The sequence below is a fragment of the Alkalihalobacterium alkalinitrilicum genome (assembly GCF_002019605.1).
GTDB lineage: Bacteria > Bacillota > Bacilli > Bacillales > Bacillaceae_F > Alkalihalobacterium > Alkalihalobacterium alkalinitrilicum.
Map to the genome: position 1 here is coordinate 2,650,024 of NZ_KV917368.1, position 16,482 is coordinate 2,666,505.

Here is a 16,482-nt window from a genome sequence, read left to right on the forward strand (position 1 = left end):
TTGTTCCGAAATTTTGCGGACCTAAGTAAAAAGTGCCTTGCATGAACGCAAGACACTTTTCTCACTTTATGATAAATGCTGTTGAACGAGACGGTTTACTAGACCGCCGTCAGCTTTGCCCTTCACCTTTGGCATGATCGCTCCCATGACTTTTCCAAAATCAGCTTTGGAAGTCGCTCCAACTTCTTGTATAGTTTCCTGTACAATTTGAGCTACTTCTTCTTCAGAAAGCTGTTCTGGTAAATACTGCTGAAGAACTTCAATTTCTCCATACAACTTAGAAGCTAAATCATCACGATTGGCTTTTTCAAACTCATGGAGGGATTCCCTGCGTTGCTTGAGTTCGCGGTTAAGTACCGTCAGTGTTTCATCTTCAGAAAGCTCACGTCCAAGTTTGATTTGTTCGTTTTGCAACGAAGATTTCACCATACGGATAACAGAGAGTTTTTCCTTCTCTTTGCTTTTCATCGCTGCCTTCATATCATCAGTAAGACGATCTAGAAGATTCAATCGATACACCCTCTCTTACGAATTAGAACTTACGCTTTCTTGCTGCCTCAGATTTTTTCTTACGCTTTACACTAGGCTTTTCATAGTGCTTACGCTTTTTCACTTCAGCTAAAGTACCTTCTTTTGAAAGTGATCTCTTGAAGCGACGAAGAGCAGCATCGATCGATTCATTTTTGCGAACACGAGTTTCTGCCATTTTATTTCCCTCCCTCCGAAACAACCAACTAACGACTTGAAAAAAACAAGTCTTTTTTGATTATAATACAAGAGACTGTTTCGGTCAACCTAAACTTGACAAGTTACTTTTTATTTCCCTTTAAATTTTGGTTTTCTTTTCTCAATGAAAGCTTGAACTCCTTCTAAATGATCATCAGTCGTAACCATCATCGCTTGTGTAATTTGTTCTCGTTTCAACACATTTTCTAGCGTCAATGTAGAGGCTTCGTCTGCAATTTGTTTCATGATTCCAATCGCTCGCGTTGGACCGTTTGCTAATTGGTTTGCAAGAGTTTCTGTAGCTTCTGGTAATTGTTCAAGTGGAACTATCTCATTGACTAATCCCCACTCTTTTGCCTTTTGTGCTTCTAATGGCTTAGCACTAAATAACAATTCCTTCGTTCGATAAGGACCAAGTACGTGTGGGAGGAAATACAAACCTCCTCCATCTGAGATTAAACCTACTTGTGCAAAACTAAGGATGAATTTAGTGTCTTCGGCAGCTATAATTAAATCGCATGCTAATGCTAAATTAAATCCTGCGCCAGCTGCAAAGCCATGTACAGAAGCAACTACTGGTTTGTTAAGTGACTTAATTTCAAGGATAAGTTCATTTAAAATGCCAACAAACTCATAAGTTTTAGTACCTGAAGTTTCCCCCATATTCTTAACATCCCCACCAGAGCTAAATGCACGTCCTGATCCATTAAGGACCACTACTTTAATGTCTTCATTTTGCTTCGCTTCTTGAATAGAACTAATTAGTCCTCTAAGCATTTCTTCACTAAATGCATTTAACGCCTCAGGACGGTTTAAAGATAGCCTCATTACACCAGCTTCAATTTGCTTCAAAAAATGTTGATTACTCATCGTTTTTTCCCCCTATTATTTAATTAACCAGCCACCATCAACGAGAATGTCAGAGCCTGTCATATAACTAGCCTCTTTTGATGCTAAGAATGCAATAACATTGGCAATTTCTTCGGGTTTTCCAATTCTATTCATAGCGGTATTTCGTTCGATCGCCGCTGTAAATTGATCATTCTCTAACCCTTTTTCAGTTAGCGGTGTTTCTATAAAACCAGGTGAAACTGAATTTACACGAATTTGATAAGGTGCTAATTCATTGGCAAGTGCCTTCGTAAAGTTTATAACCCCAGCCTTCGCAGCACTATAATGGGGAATTTTAGCACCTGACTTATAACCTGAAAGAGAGGCGACATTAACAATTGAACCATGTTCCGTTTTTGTATGAATCATCACTTTACTTAAATACTTTGAAGTTAGAAAAACACTTCTTAAATTTCGATCCTGCGTTTGGTCCCACTCCTCAATATCCATCTTTAAAATGGTCGAAGAACCTGAGCCACCTGCGTTATTAATAACGACATCAAGACGACCGATATGATCACGGACGAAATTAGCTAATCTTAAAACTTCTTCTTCCTTAGTCACATCAGTTGGGAAAATTGTAGCGGCATCTTCTCCAATAGTCGTGGTTATTTCGTTTGCCACATCGTTAAGCTTCGATTCTGTTCGTCCAACAAGGATAACTTTTGCCCCTTCCTTTGCTAACCGAAGGGCCGTTTCTTTCCCTATTCCACTACCACCTCCGGTAATTAGTGCAACATCATTTTGAAAACGAGACACAAAATCGCCTCCTTTTTTCTAGGTATTATATTGACCAGCTTCGTTCAAGCTCGCTGCAATGTCTCTAAATCGGGCAATTCGACTTTCAATTCGGTAAGAAGAAAGTTGTTCAGAAATCAGAGATAATACCTCATCTGTTTCAACTGAAAACTCGATACCCCCGATAAATTCTCTAATTAATGTTTGTACTTTTAGTACAGCTTCTTCTGTAACTACTTTTGTTAAGTTTACTTTTAGCTTTTCTTTTTCTGTTCCGTGCTGTTTTATTGCTTTTTCAGTACGGACGACCGCTGACTCGGCAGCAAATAATTCTATTCCGATGTCGGCGAGCTCCATTACAAGTTCTTGCTGTTCGTCTATCTTGGTCCCATACTTTTCATGCGATATTCCTGCTAATACTAAAAAGGCATCTCGAATCGTTTGCAGTACACGCAATTCTGGTGTTAATTCATTTAAACGATCCTCGACTTGATTTACTTTAAGACGTTCTTTTGCTAGATTTATAGCTTCGAATCCAGGAAGCTCTCCCTTTCCTGCTCTCTTAAAGAATATTCCTGGTACAAGTAATCGATTAATTTCGTTAGTTCCTTCAAATATTCGGTTAATCCGTGAGTCACGATACGCTTGTTCAATACGATATTCCTTAATAAATCCCGAACCACCGTGTAACTGGAGTGATTCATCAACTACATGGTCTAATGTTTCTGAACCATAGACCTTACAAATCGCACATTCTAAAGCATATTCCATCATTCTGTTTGTAACAAGTTGTTGATCTTCAGTGTCATACACTCCACCTAATGCACCTTCTAGCAAATCAGCTGTACGATATTGGAGTGATTCAGCTGCATAAATTCTTGCAGCCATTTTCGCTACCTTTTCTTTTGTCGCTCCAAATTCTGCTATTCTTTTTCCAAATTGTTTTCGCTCGTTCGTATGAGTAATTGCTAGTCTTAATGCTCCTTTCGCTCCCCCCATACAAGCTGACCCTAGGTTAAAACGTCCAAGATTAAGGACATTTAAAGCGATCAAATGCCCCTTACCAACTTCACCAAGGACATTTTCTACTGGGACAAGACAATCTTCTAATATTACTGATCGTGTTGATGAGCCACTAATTCCCATTTTCTTTTCTTCGGGCCCTAGTGAGAGACCCGGAAAATCTTTTTCAACAATAAATGCTGTGAATTTATCACCATCTATTTTTCCATAAACAATAAACGTTTGTGAAAATCCAGCATTTGTAATGTAAATTTTCGTACCATTTAAAATATAATGCGTTCCTTCTTGATTTAATGTTGCTGTTGTTTTGGCAGATAAAGCATCCGACCCTGAAGAAGGCTCTGTTAAACAATAGGCACCTATGTATTCACCTGATGCCATTTTCGGCAAATACTTTTCTTTTTGCTCCTTCGTACCAAAATACGTAATCGGTAATGTGGCAATACACGTATGATTAAAATGGGCAATGCCATAGCTTCCTGAGCTTCCAAGAATTTCACCTACAAGCCCTTTACTTACCTTGTCTAGACCTAGCCCTCCATATGCTTCTGGAATGCTGTGAGCTAATAAGCCTAACTCTCCTGCTTGTTGAAGAAGAGGAACTAGTTTGTCGATATTTTGCTTTTCAATCTCTTCATGGTTCGGAGCTACTTCCCGTTCTAAAAACTGCTTTGCTGTTTGACCGATCATCTGATGTTCATCGGTAAAATCTTCAGGAGTAAACATTTCATCTACTTCTAATGATGAGATAAGAAAACTTCCGCCTTTTGCTTTTGATGTTGTATCTTTCATATTTGTCCTCCTTGTTACCTTTAGGTTACTTTGCTAAGGAATAAAGCGAACTCGTTCCAGCAAGCTGGAACATCGGGGAATCAGACGGAGTTTCGACTCCATCTGATTAGAAGAACTTCCCACCTACGCTACGCTAAAAGGTGGGGGTATTACTGCCAGTTGTTGCGGGATAAATCATCACGAAACCCTGCAAACGTTCAGTATTTTTCTATGACAGAGTACTTATCGCAAATTGATTAAGTTTCTCCCTTATTTCAGTTGATAAAGGCTTACTTCTTTGTTGCTCAAAATCAAAGTAAACTACCGTTGCCTTTCCTTTTGCTATTAATTGACGATTTTGATTATAGATATCGTGAATTAATTGAACACTTGAATTTCCAACCCGCTCAACATAGGTTTCAACTGTTAAAACATCCTCAAAATATCCTTGATTTACAAAGTTGCACTCCGTATGAGCTAATATAATATTCCACTCTTCTTTTACGTCACCACTTGATAGTTGCCTAAAAAACTCTACTCTCGCTTCTTCTAAGTAAATAAAATAACTGATGTTACTTATATGACCTAGTGCATCTGTTTCACACACTCGTACCTTTACAGAATTGCTATGCTTCATACCTCTTCACCCTACCTCATATCCATGCTACGCTTCTGCCGTTGTCACATGTTCTAATTTTTCGCTCATACTATACTTATTTTACTTTTTACTACCCACTTGCTCGTAGTCATACCAGCCTTTGCCTGTTTTTCTTCCTAGTGTTCCAGCATTCACCTTTTCTTCAATACATTTCGCTGGCTTATCATTCAGGTCACCTGTTTCATTGTATTGTTCTTGTTGTGCAAAATAACCAACGTCAATACCTGATAAGTCCATTAATTCAAACGGTCCTAATGGGTGATTTAAGGCTTTTTTACAGATAATATCGATATCTTTATAGTCACAAACACCCTCTTCGTATAATTTGACGGCTTCCTTATTTAAGGCAAATAATAACCGGTTCGCAACAAATCCCCAAATCTCTTTTCTTAAGAGGACTGCTGTTCGATTAATTTTTTCACACACGTCCATTGCAACTTGTGCCGTCTCCTCAGATGTTTGCTCACTCATTACCACTTCTACACAATCCATAACGAGTGGCGGGAAAAAGAAATGCATATTACAAACTTTGTCTGGTCGATTGGTGACCGCTGCAATTTTAGAATTAACGATTGTTGAACTATTCGTTGCTAAAATGGCATGTGGTGGAGCTAGACGACCTAGCTTTTCAAACAAATCCAACTTGACGTCTAATTTTTCAACAACGGCTTCAATGACAAGGTCTGCAGTCATTGTTGCTTCTTCTAAGCTAGTTGTTACCGTTAACCGCTCAAACACACGGTCAAGATTTTCTTGGGTAATCTTGCCTTTGTTGACCCATTTATTCATTTGAAACTGTAAACTTTCTTTTGCTTTTTGAAGCGCTGATTCTTGAATATCTTGTAAAGTCGTTTCAAACCCGCCTAAAGCACATAACATAGCGATTTGGTGACCCATTGAACCTGCACCAATGACAGCAACTTTTTTTACATCGTTTACATTCATTTTTTTATTCCTCCCTATAATACTAACCAGTTAGTATGTTTTATCGATTAAGATTTTCTCAAGTTTTTTCACTCTTCTTTTATACCATTTAAAATCATATCCATATAAATTTTAGCGACTGTTTTATCAGCTAATGGACCTTGTGGATCGAACCAGTGGTAACTCCAATTACACATTCCTAATATTCCTAAAGTTACAATATGTGACTGTAACCCTTTACGAAATTCACCTTTTTCAATTCCATCGTCGATTAGTTTTTGTAAGTTCAATCGAAATTTATCTCGCTTTGGAAAGATTTGCGATAATGGTCCCTCAGAAAGATTTTGCATCTCACGAAAGAAAACTCTAGCGCTTTGAGCTTGAGATTCAATATTTTTGATTAACATAAAAACAATTTCATACAACTTTTGTTCACAGGATGCGTTCTCATCCTTCATAATTTGATGTTGTTTGTCTAACAAATCATCAATGAAACTTAAATGAATTCCCAAAAGTATCTCTTCTTTACTTTTGAAGTAATAATAAAAAGTTCCTTTTGTAACACCTAGAGCATCAACAATATGTTGAATCGATGTTTCATTGAATCCTTTTTGACCAAATAATTCAATGCTCTTTTCAAAAATCTTTTCTTTCACAGGACTAACCCCACCTCATACTAAACTGTTGTTTTTTCTTTTATATCATACTAAACTTCACACTCCTTTAACCGTACGATAATTCTTTACTTTTTCTTATCTACACTACATGTGTTCCACCATCAACCACAAGAACATCGCCTGTTACGAAATTAGATGCATTTGATGCTAAAAAGACAGCAGCACCTTTCAAATCATAATCTGTGCCAAAACGATCTAATGGTGTACGTTCTTTTATCATTTTTCCACCTGTGTCCATAATTCCTTTAGACATTTTCGTTGGGAAGAACCCTGGAGCAATTGCATTAACATTGATGTTAAACTGGCCCCATTTAGCTGCTAAATCTTTTGTAAATGTGATAACAGCCCCTTTACTCGCATGGTAACCTACCGCATCCATAATAAGAGGGTCGACGCCACCTAGTCCTGCTACAGAAGCTATATTAATGATTTTCCCAGACTGTTGCTTAATCATCTCTCTTCCTACTGCTTGTGACATGAGGAATGTTCCAGTTACATTTACATCCATCACTTTTTTCCAAGCTTCAAGTGGCATATCCACAGCAGGTGCTCCCCAAGTTGCTCCACTATTATTGATTAAAATATCAATTTTTCCGAACTCCTCGAGTGTTCCATCAACAACGTCTTGTACATCTGTTGGGTTACTAACGTCACATTGAAATGCTAACGAACGAACTCCTTTTTCTTCTATCAAGCGTCTACTGACTTCTTCACACGATTCAAGTTTACGAGAACATACAACAACATTAGCCCCAGCTTCTGCTAATGCTTCCGCCATCTGCTCTCCTAATCCTCTACCACCACCAGTTACTATTGCTGTTTTTCCATTTAGTTTAAATAAATCTAGTACATGCATTGTTATCCCTCCACTTTTTTTGTAAGCCCTTACAATTTTTTTAGAAAGAGTTTGGTGTGTTCGTAATACAGATCTACTCTAGTCTCTTGTTAAGCTAGTGTTTGTCATCCTAATCTGTGTATTCTTCTCTTCCTTACTAACCGGTTAGTATGTTTTTGCAAAAAATATATTACTACCCGATAAGGCTTATTCATGTTTTATATTAGACTATGTTTTCAGAATATTCAAGGATTTTTTAATTAAACAATGAAGTTGTCATGCTTGTTTCCTCTTGTCCATATGATGTATAAGAGGTGATTTTATGACTCATAAAGAGTTATTTACATTATTTATTGTTTTTATCGCCTTATTTTTATTTGGCATGACCATTATGAGAGCAGGCCTTCATAATTTAGCGGGCGATCGATTTAAACATATATTAGAAAGGATGACAAACACACCTTGGAAAGGGCTGCTGTTAGGGGCTGGGATCACGGCAATTCTTCAAAGTAGTAGTGCGGTTATGATTATGACAGTTGGACTTGTTGCAGCAGGTATTCTTACATTTAAACAGTCGATAGGAATTATACTCGGGACAAATATCGGTACAACGATTACACTTGAAATTCTAGCTTTTGATCTTTCTAAATTTATTATGCCATTATTACTAATTGGTGTTTTCTTACTGTTTTTAAGAAGTCAAATTTCTTACTTTATAGGTTGCATCTCTTTTGGATTGGGTTGTATTTTTGTTGCGATGCACGGTTTAGAAGGGCTTGCATATCCAATATCTTCGCTACCTTTTGCTCACTCATTTTTTACTTGGACAAATAACAGTGAATTGTTTGGTATTGGCCTAGGAACCGTATTCTCAGCTATTATTCAATCTAGTACAGCAACTACAGCTATTGCGATGGGATTTATGAACGATGAAATCTTTGGTTTACCGTCTGGGATTGCGATTATGCTAGGAGCTAATATTGGTACGTGTTTTAGTGCTTTCTTAGCAAGTTTAGGCGCGAAGCAATCCGCTAGATTAGTTGCTTTTGCTCACATTTGGCTAAACTTATTAGGCGTTACTTTATTTTATCCTTTGATTGGATGGCTAAGTGAAATAGCTAGTTCTTTAACTCATTTACCAAGTTTGCAACTTGCTCATGCAAGTACTATTTTTAACATTATTTCGTCCCTCATACTGCTTCCATTTGTTCATTGGTATGCTAAATTCATTATTTTTGTTCACGGAAAAACGGGTAATTCTTAAGTAGGTTATGCACCTACTTTTGAATTACCCGCTTGCTTATTACGATTAATAATCTGATTGGGATTGCCCACCGTTCACGATGGCAATTCCTGCACTCGCTCCAATACGAGTAGCACCGACTTCAATCATTGCCAATGCGCCTTCTCGGTCTCTAACACCACCTGAAGCTTTAACACCGAGATTGGGCCCAACTGTCTTTCTCATCAGCTCAATATCATCAATGGTTGCTCCACCTGTAGAAAATCCAGTCGACGTTTTAACAAAATCTGCACCCGCTTGTACCGATAGCTTACAAGCCCGCACTTTTTCTTCATCAGTTAATAAACTCGTTTCAATGATAACCTTTGTTAACGCCTTTCCTTTCGCAGCTTCAACAACAGCCTTAATATCTGCTTCAACGAGCTGGTCATTGTTTACCTTTAATGCTCCAATGTTAATGACCATATCTACCTCTGTTGCGCCTTCTTCAATCGCTTTTATGGTTTCAAATGCTTTTACTTCAGAAGTGTTTGCTCCTAAAGGAAAGCCGATCACCGTACATACTTTTACTTCTGGTGTATCCTTTAATTGTTCATATGCTGTTTTTACCCAGGTTGGATTGACACAAACTGATGCAAACTTGTATTCTTTCGCCTCTGCACATAGTTGAACAATTTGGTCATTCGTTGCTTCTGCTTTAAGTAATGTATGGTCAATCATTTTAGCGATATTGTCACTCATATGTATTTCCTCACTCTCAAAAAAAGATGTACGTACCGTTTCATCCTAGCACAAGCTAATTCAATTGTGCAAGAATCGAATTAGGGTTATACCAATGATCAAATGCTAGCCTTTTCCTAAAATATAAATAAAAGAGACTTCCTCATAAAGTGTCAGTGCATCCCGTATTACAAGCTATAGTATACCGATCTGATCGTTACTATATTCACATTAGGTGCTTTGAACTTTTTATGAGTAGCCTCTTTAACGATTATCCATTGACGACAATTTGATGGTCGTTTTCTACAATGCGGACAAACTCCCCTTCATTGTATGGATAACCCGCTTTTGTAATTTTTACTTTTACAATTTCCCCAATCATACTTTCTGTTGCTGAGAATTTCACTTTTAGATAATTATCTGAATAACCGATATAGTGACCGTTCTCTTGTGCTTCCTTATCAATCTCTTCAGGAATGACTTCTAGCACTTCTCCTTCGAATTGGGATGCATATTCTTTCGCCAACTGATTAGAGAGCTCAATTAAGCGATGAACTCGTTCATTTTTCACTTCTTCATCAACTTGATCTTCCATTCGAGCAGCAGGTGTCCCTGTACGCTTTGAATAAGGGAAGACATGTAACTCAGAAAATTGATGTTTTGTGATAAAATCGTATGTTTCCTGAAACTCTTCTGCTGTTTCACCTGGAAAACCAACAATCACATCAGATGTAACAGCTAACCCTGGTAATACTTCTTTCAAACGATCTAAACGTTCTCCAAAAAACTCCATCGTATATTTACGTCGCATTCTCTTTAAAACACTATTAGAGCCCGATTGAAGCGGGATATGAAGGTGTCGAACCACTTTTGTGGAACGATTAATTACAGCAATGACTTCATCAGTGATTTGACTCGCTTCAATTGATGAAATCCGAATACGCTTCAATCCTTCTACCTTTTCGAGGTCCTCAAGTAAGCGTGCGAGGCTATAATTTTTTAAATCTTCACCATATCCACCCGTATGAATCCCAGTTAAAACAATTTCTTTGTATCCTGCGTTCACTAATTGTGTCGCTTGTTTAATGACTTCCTCTGGGTTACGGGAGCGCATTAATCCTCGCGCCCAAGGAATAATACAAAATGTACAGAAGTTATTACATCCTTCTTGAATTTTTAAAGATGCCCGAGTCCGATCTGTAAATGCAGGAACATCTAACTCTTCATACACTCTCGTTTTCATGATGTTACTTACACCATTAATTGGTTCACGTTCTTTTTTATACTGTTCAATGTACATCAGCATCTTCGTACGATCTTGTGTACCTACGACGATATCAACACCTGGTATCGCCATAATTTCTGCTGGAGATGTTTGAGCATAACAACCCGTTACACAAATGACGGCATCGGGATTTTTTCGAATCGCACGGCGGATGACTTGTCGGCTTTTTTTATCTCCAGTATTTGTCACTGTACATGTATTAATAACATAAACATCAGCTGTTTTTTCAAAGTCTACCTTATCATAGCCATCAGCTTTAAATAGTTGCCAGATCGCTTCCGTTTCATAATGGTTTACTTTACAACCTAATGTTTGAAATGCAACTGTAGGCATTCTTTTCACCTCTCTAACTCAAAATAATAAGATATAGCCGATAGAATGTACATAGGTGCAGTTTCCGCTCGTAATATTCTTGGACCAAGGCTACAAGGAATAAATCCTGCTCCTGTCAGTTTCTTCGCTTCTGCAGCTGAAAAGCCACCTTCAGGTCCAACTAGGAAAAGAAGAGAAACCCCGTTCTTCGCTTCTGCCAAAACATTGGCTAGCTTTTTATGTTGACCAGACTTACCTTCTTCTTCGTAGGCAAACAGCACATAATCAAATTCCTTTTTTCGAGCAATTAATTGATCTATGCTATGGAGACTATCAATCGATGGGATCCTGCTTCTATGAGACTGTTCAGCTGCTTCTTTGGCAATTTTACTTAGACGTTCGAGACGCTTATCTTCCTTTTTTCCATCCCATTTCACGATAGACCTGTCACCTTGAACAGGAATAAACTGAGCTGCACCGAGCTCAGTTCCTTTTTGTATAACATAATCAAGCTTATCTCCTTTTGGGAGAGCTTGAGCAATTGTAACAAAGACAGGGAGTTCACTATCACTCGGAAGATCTTCAACAATTAATGCGACAATTTGATCATCTTCAAAACGATCAATCTCACATAAACAAACGCGATCCGCATTATTACTGCAAATAATCTGATCGCCCTCAGTCATACGCATTACACGTGTTATATGTTTTACATCTTCACCGTGAATTAGAACCATATGATCATTCATTTGTTCTTTTGCAACAAAATATCTTTGCATAACGTTTCCACCTAATTAACACTTCTAGTATGTTTCCAAAAGTAAACTCTACTACAATAGTGTTTATTTTACACTCTTTTTGCTATAATAGCTACCCAATCTTCCATCTCTGTTATTTCCTCAATTTCAAATCCATGGGAAAGAAGTGCTTCTTTTACTTCTGATTTCTTTCGTTGAATAATACCAGAAGTAATAAACTTACCACCTGGTTTAAGTACCCTTGCCGCATCTTGAACAAAGCGAACGATAATTTCTGCTAAAATATTAGCAACAATTACGTTATATTCACCATCAATTCCTTCGATTAAGTTATTCCGACGAACCGACACAACATCATCTACATTATTGATTTGCGTATTCAATTTGGCACTCTCAACCGCTACTTCATCAAGGTCTAAGGCAATGACTTGACCTGCACCAAGCTTTGCGGCAGCGATACTTAATACTCCTGTCCCCGTTCCAACATCAATAACCATGTCACCCTTTTGAATCACTTTTTCTAGTGCTTGAACACAGAGTACGGTTGTTGGATGTGTCCCTGTTCCAAATGCCATTCCTGGGTCTAGTTCAATGACACATTCATCTTCACTTATAGGTTTATATTCTTCCCATGTAGGACTAATCGTAATCGTGTTAGAAATTTTCACTGGCTTATAATACTTCTTCCATGCTGTAGCCCAGTCCTCTTCCTTCACTTCATGTAACGCTACTTTGTTATATCCTAAATCGATGTCATATAAAAGTAATCCGTTAATCGCTTCTTTCACTTCTTCCACTGTTTCTGCTAGAAAACTATTGACTGGGAAATATGCTTTAACGATAACACCCTCTTCTGGATAATCATCAGGAGAGAGTTGGTAGATTTCACCAAGATGGACTCCCCAATCTTTAATTAAATCATGAGGATCTTCAATTACTACTCCACTAGCTCCAGCTTCATGCAGGATATTACTGACTGGTTCAACCGCTTCTTGTGTCGTATGAATACTAAACTCTGTCCATTTCAATACTACCAACTCCATCCAATATCTAATTAATCACCTTTAAACGCACGCTTTACTTTTGCAAAGAAGTTATCATGTTGCTCATCGACTTCAGTTCCACTTGATTTACCAAATTCACGTAACAAATCTTTTTGTTTATCCGATAAGTTCTTCGGTGTAATTACTTTCACTTTTACGTGTTGATCACCTTTACCACGACCGTGAATATTTGGAACACCTTTACCACGTAATCGGAAACTTGAACTTGTTTGCGTACCTGCAGGAATTTTCAGTTTGACTTTACCTTCTAATGTTGGGACTTCAATCTCATCTCCAAGGGCCGCTTGCACAAATGTGATTGGCATATCGCAGTAAATATCATCACCCGAACGATTAAAGAACTCGTGTGGCTTAACGTTAAACACAATATATAAATCCCCTGGAGGACCACCATTTACGCCAGCTTCACCTTGACCTGTATGACGAATTTGTTGACCATGATCAATACCTGCTGGAATGCGAACTTTCAACTTTTTACGCTTATTTACAGTTCCGTCTCCACCACAGGTTGAACATTTTTCTTTAATGAATTTTCCAGTACCGCTACAGTGGTTACAGACGCGACGGTTGACAATACGTCCAAATGGTGTGTTTTGTTCAACGTTTAGCTGACCATTACCTCCACAATGCGAACATGTTTCTGGTTTCGTTCCTGGCTTAGCCCCTGATCCTGTACATGTTGAACACGTTTCTTCACGCGGAATTTCAATTTCTGTTTCTTTTCCGAAAACGGCTTCTTTAAAATCAATCGTCATCGTATATTGAAGATCAGCACCTTGCCTTGGAGCGTTTGGATTTCTACGTCCACCACCACCTCCAAAAAACATATCGAAAATATCCCCAAAACCACCGCCAAAGTCACCTGCACCACCGCCACCAAAGCCTTGGTTCGGATCCGTATGCCCAAATTGATCGTAGTGAGCTCTTTTTTGTGAATCACTTAGCGTATCATAAGCAGACTTAACCTCTTTAAATTTTTCCTCTGCATCTGCGGCTTTATTGACGTCTGGATGATATTTACGCGCTAGTTTTCGGTAAGCTTTCTTTATTTCATCTTCTGAAGCGCTTTTACTTACACCAAGCACTTCATAAAAATCTCGCTTGCTCATCCTATCCACTCCCGATTTTTTTACATAACAGTAATCATACCATAATAGATGTCGTTCAAAAAGGCTGAGAAAAATACTAACGACAATATTTCTCTTGTACTTTTCGAGTTACTATCCCTTATTAGATGAAAAAGCCAAAGCCAAGAAAGCCTGACTTTGACTTTTTCAAAAAGAGATATCATTTTGTAGAACTGTTACTTTTTGTCGTTGTCGTTTACTTCTTCGTATTCTGCATCAAATACATTTTCACCCGCTTGTTGTTGACCTGCACCTTCGGTTCCAGCTTCGCCTTGAGCTTGCTGTGCTGCTTGAGCTGCTTGCTCATAAAGTTTCGTAGATAGCTGTTGAACGACTTCTTGAAGCTCGTCTTTCGCTGTACGGATCGCATCAAGATCTGTACCCTCTAATGCTGTTTTCACTTTATCTTTTGCTTCATTCGCTTTGTCAATCTCGGCTTGTTCGACTTTATCACCAAGATCTTTCAACGTTTTCTCTGTTGTAAATACTAAATGGTCTGCTTCATTGCGAAGTTCAGCTTCTTCACGACGCTTTTTATCTTCTTCAGCGTTCGCTTCTGCTTCTTTTACCATTTTTTCGATTTCGTCATCTGATAAACCTGATGATGACGTAATCGTAATCGATTGCTCTTTATTCGTTCCTAAATCTTTCGCTCTAACATTAACGATTCCGTTTGCATCGATATCAAATGATACTTCAATTTGTGGAACGCCACGTGGAGCTGGAGGGATATCCGTTAATTGGAAACGACCTAATGTTTTATTGTATGCAGCCATTTCACGCTCACCTTGAAGAACGTGGATATCAACTGCTGTTTGGTTATCTGCTGCTGTTGAGAATGTTTGAGACTTACTTGTTGGAATTGTAGTGTTACGATCAATTAATTTTGTAAATACGCCACCCATTGTTTCAATTCCTAGTGATAACGGTGTTACGTCTAGTAAAACAACATCTTTAACGTCCCCTGTTAACACACCAGCTTGAACCGCAGCACCAAGTGCTACAACCTCATCTGGATTTACTCCTTTATGCGGATCTTTCCCAGTTAGTTTTTTAATTGCGTCTTGAACCGCAGGGATACGAGTTGATCCACCAACTAGAACTACACGGTCGATTTCGCTAGCAGAAAGACCTGAATCTTGAAGTGCACGACGTGTTGGGCCTAATGTACGCTCAACTAAGTCAGCTGATAACTCTTCAAATTTAGCACGGCTTAAGCTTAACTCTAAGTGTTTTGGACCAGTTGCATCAGCCGTAATGAATGGTAGTGAAATTTGAGTTTGTGTTACACCAGAAAGATCTTTTTTCGCTTTCTCAGCAGCGTCTTTTAAACGTTGCATCGCCATTTTATCTTGAGAAAGATCAATACCGTTATCTTTTTTAAATTGTTCTACTAAATAGTCAATGATAACTTGGTCAAAGTCATCTCCACCAAGCTTGTTATCACCAGATGTCGCTTTAACTTCGAAGAAACCATCACCTAACTCAAGGATTGAAACGTCAAACGTTCCACCACCAAGGTCATATACAAGGATTGTTTGATCTTCTTCTTTTTCTAAACCGTATGCAAGTGCCGCTGCAGTTGGTTCATTGACAATACGTTCAACTTCTAAGCCAGCAATTTTACCAGCGTCTTTAGTAGCTTGACGTTGAGCGTCGTTGAAATAAGCCGGAACTGTAATAACCGCTTTTGTTACAGTCTCACCTAAATAGCTTTCAGCGTCTGATTTTAATTTTTGTAAAATGATAGCTGATAGTTCTTGAGGGCTAAATTGTTTGCCTTCGATTTCTTCTTTATGGTCTGTACCCATATGACGTTTGATTGAAATTACAGTATTTGGGTTTGTAATCGCTTGACGTTTTGCCACTTCCCCAACTAAACGCTCACCATCTTTAAACGCAACAACTGAAGGCGTCGTACGGTTTCCTTCTGCATTAGGAATGACAACCGCTTCTCCACCTTCCATAACTGCAACACATGAGTTTGTTGTACCTAAGTCTATCCCGATAACTTTGCTCATTTTGTAACTCCTCCATTTCAAATCAATTCAATTTTTTAATCTTATATGTAGTGGTTAACCATTGACTTTAACCATCGACGGTCTAATCACTCGATCTTTTAGCTTATACCCTTTTTGGAATTCTTCAATGACCGTATTTGGTTCGTGTTCATCCGAATCCACTTGCATTACCGCTTGGTGTAAATGCGGGTCAAATGTTTGTCCCACAGCTTCAATAACTTCGACACCTTCTTTTTGCATCGCATCTTGAAGTTGACGATGAACCATTTCCATTCCTTGTAGTAATGTCTTTGTTTCATCATTTGTTGGCTCAACCGCTAAAGCTCGCTCAAAATTATCTAATACTGATAATAATTCTTCGACTAGACTTTGTGCTCTATATTTAGCAGCCGCTTCTTTCTCTTCTTTCGTACGACGACGGAAGTTATCGAAGTCGGCATGAGTTCGTAACAAACGACTATTTAAATCTGATACTTGTTGTTCTAGTTCATTTATTTTTTGTTGTTCTTCCGAAAGTTCCTCTGTAACTTCCGTTTGTTCAACATCACTTTCAGGTTGTTCATTTACTTCATCGTTATTTTGATCCTCAACGATAGTTTCGGTTTGATTTTTTTCTTGTTCCAACCTGTTCACCTCCCATAATTTAAAAGTCATATAGTAGAATGACATGACTTTTAGCTGTGGGAAAAACACCCCCCACAACTAATTG

At 38.3% G+C, this 16,482-nt stretch carries 17 protein-coding genes; 1 reads left to right on the plus strand and 16 read right to left on the minus strand.

The features are described from left to right. Positions 1-66: 66 nt before the first annotated feature. The 9 genes from BK574_RS12720 to BK574_RS12760 form a co-directional block, all read right to left on the minus strand. A complete protein-coding gene (locus BK574_RS12720) occupies positions 67-510 on the minus strand; it encodes a GatB/YqeY domain-containing protein (protein ID WP_075386857.1) in 444 nt (147 codons plus the stop codon). A gap of 22 nt (positions 511-532) precedes the next feature. After that, the gene (rpsU, locus tag BK574_RS12725) at positions 533-706 is read right to left on the minus strand and encodes a 30S ribosomal protein S21 (RefSeq protein ID WP_003323311.1); all 174 of its coding nucleotides are present in this window, start codon (positions 704-706) and stop codon (positions 533-535) included. 110 nt (positions 707-816) lie between these two features. Then, on the minus strand, positions 817-1,596 hold the full coding sequence (locus tag BK574_RS12730; protein ID WP_078428849.1) for an enoyl-CoA hydratase/isomerase family protein: 780 nt from the start codon (positions 1,594-1,596) through the stop codon (positions 817-819). A gap of 15 nt (positions 1,597-1,611) precedes the next feature. Further along, positions 1,612-2,376: an SDR family NAD(P)-dependent oxidoreductase gene (locus BK574_RS12735; RefSeq protein WP_078428850.1), complete on the minus strand. Its 765-nt coding sequence runs from the start codon at positions 2,374-2,376 to the stop codon at positions 1,612-1,614. An 18-nt stretch (positions 2,377-2,394) separates the two neighbouring features. Continuing rightward, positions 2,395-4,170 carry an acyl-CoA dehydrogenase family protein gene (locus tag BK574_RS12740; protein ID WP_078428851.1) on the minus strand — a complete coding sequence of 592 codons (1,776 nt, stop codon included), beginning with the start codon at positions 4,168-4,170 and terminating at the stop codon, positions 2,395-2,397. A 208-nt stretch (positions 4,171-4,378) separates the two neighbouring features. Continuing rightward, the gene (locus BK574_RS12745) at positions 4,379-4,786 is read right to left on the minus strand and encodes an acyl-CoA thioesterase (RefSeq protein WP_078428852.1); all 408 of its coding nucleotides are present in this window, start codon (positions 4,784-4,786) and stop codon (positions 4,379-4,381) included. Positions 4,787-4,867: 81 nt separating this feature from the next. After that, positions 4,868-5,752, minus strand: a complete 885-nt coding sequence (locus tag BK574_RS12750) for a 3-hydroxyacyl-CoA dehydrogenase family protein (protein WP_078428853.1) — start codon at positions 5,750-5,752, stop codon at positions 4,868-4,870. A 68-nt stretch (positions 5,753-5,820) separates the two neighbouring features. Beyond that, positions 5,821-6,387 (minus strand): TetR/AcrR family transcriptional regulator, encoded by a 567-nt coding sequence (locus BK574_RS12755; RefSeq protein WP_078428854.1) that lies wholly within the window; start codon positions 6,385-6,387, stop codon positions 5,821-5,823. Positions 6,388-6,487: 100 nt separating this feature from the next. After that, positions 6,488-7,264 carry an SDR family oxidoreductase gene (locus BK574_RS12760; protein ID WP_075386850.1) on the minus strand — a complete coding sequence of 259 codons (777 nt, stop codon included), beginning with the start codon at positions 7,262-7,264 and terminating at the stop codon, positions 6,488-6,490. Between the two features lie 301 nt (positions 7,265-7,565). On the opposite strand from BK574_RS12760, the gene BK574_RS12765 reads away from it, so the two are divergent. Next, positions 7,566-8,507: a Na/Pi symporter gene (locus BK574_RS12765; protein WP_078428855.1), complete on the plus strand. Its 942-nt coding sequence runs from the start codon at positions 7,566-7,568 to the stop codon at positions 8,505-8,507. A gap of 45 nt (positions 8,508-8,552) precedes the next feature. Here the strand turns inward: BK574_RS12765 and deoC are convergent, their stop codons facing one another. The 7 genes from deoC to grpE all read right to left on the minus strand — a co-directional run bounded on the left by deoC (position 8,553) and on the right by grpE (position 16,397). Continuing rightward, positions 8,553-9,227, minus strand: coding sequence for a deoxyribose-phosphate aldolase (deoC, locus tag BK574_RS12770; protein WP_078428856.1), 675 nt, complete (start codon positions 9,225-9,227; stop codon positions 8,553-8,555). A gap of 250 nt (positions 9,228-9,477) precedes the next feature. After that, entirely contained in the window at positions 9,478-10,824 is a 1,347-nt protein-coding gene (mtaB, locus tag BK574_RS12775) for a tRNA (N(6)-L-threonylcarbamoyladenosine(37)-C(2))-methylthiotransferase MtaB (RefSeq protein ID WP_078428857.1), read from the minus strand. Between the two features lie 5 nt (positions 10,825-10,829). After that, the gene (locus BK574_RS12780; RefSeq protein ID WP_078428858.1) at positions 10,830-11,582 is read right to left on the minus strand and encodes a 16S rRNA (uracil(1498)-N(3))-methyltransferase; all 753 of its coding nucleotides are present in this window, start codon (positions 11,580-11,582) and stop codon (positions 10,830-10,832) included. 68 nt (positions 11,583-11,650) lie between these two features. Next, on the minus strand, positions 11,651-12,589 hold the full coding sequence (gene prmA / locus BK574_RS12785) for a 50S ribosomal protein L11 methyltransferase (RefSeq protein ID WP_078428859.1): 939 nt from the start codon (positions 12,587-12,589) through the stop codon (positions 11,651-11,653). 26 nt (positions 12,590-12,615) lie between these two features. Continuing rightward, a complete protein-coding gene (gene dnaJ / locus BK574_RS12790) occupies positions 12,616-13,734 on the minus strand; it encodes a molecular chaperone DnaJ (protein WP_075386844.1) in 1,119 nt (372 codons plus the stop codon). A 194-nt stretch (positions 13,735-13,928) separates the two neighbouring features. Further along, positions 13,929-15,773 (minus strand): molecular chaperone DnaK, encoded by a 1,845-nt coding sequence (gene dnaK, locus BK574_RS12795; protein WP_078428860.1) that lies wholly within the window; start codon positions 15,771-15,773, stop codon positions 13,929-13,931. Between the two features lie 54 nt (positions 15,774-15,827). Continuing rightward, positions 15,828-16,397, minus strand: a complete 570-nt coding sequence (gene grpE / locus BK574_RS12800; RefSeq protein WP_238458015.1) for a nucleotide exchange factor GrpE — start codon at positions 16,395-16,397, stop codon at positions 15,828-15,830. Between the last annotated feature and the right edge of the window lie 85 nt (positions 16,398-16,482).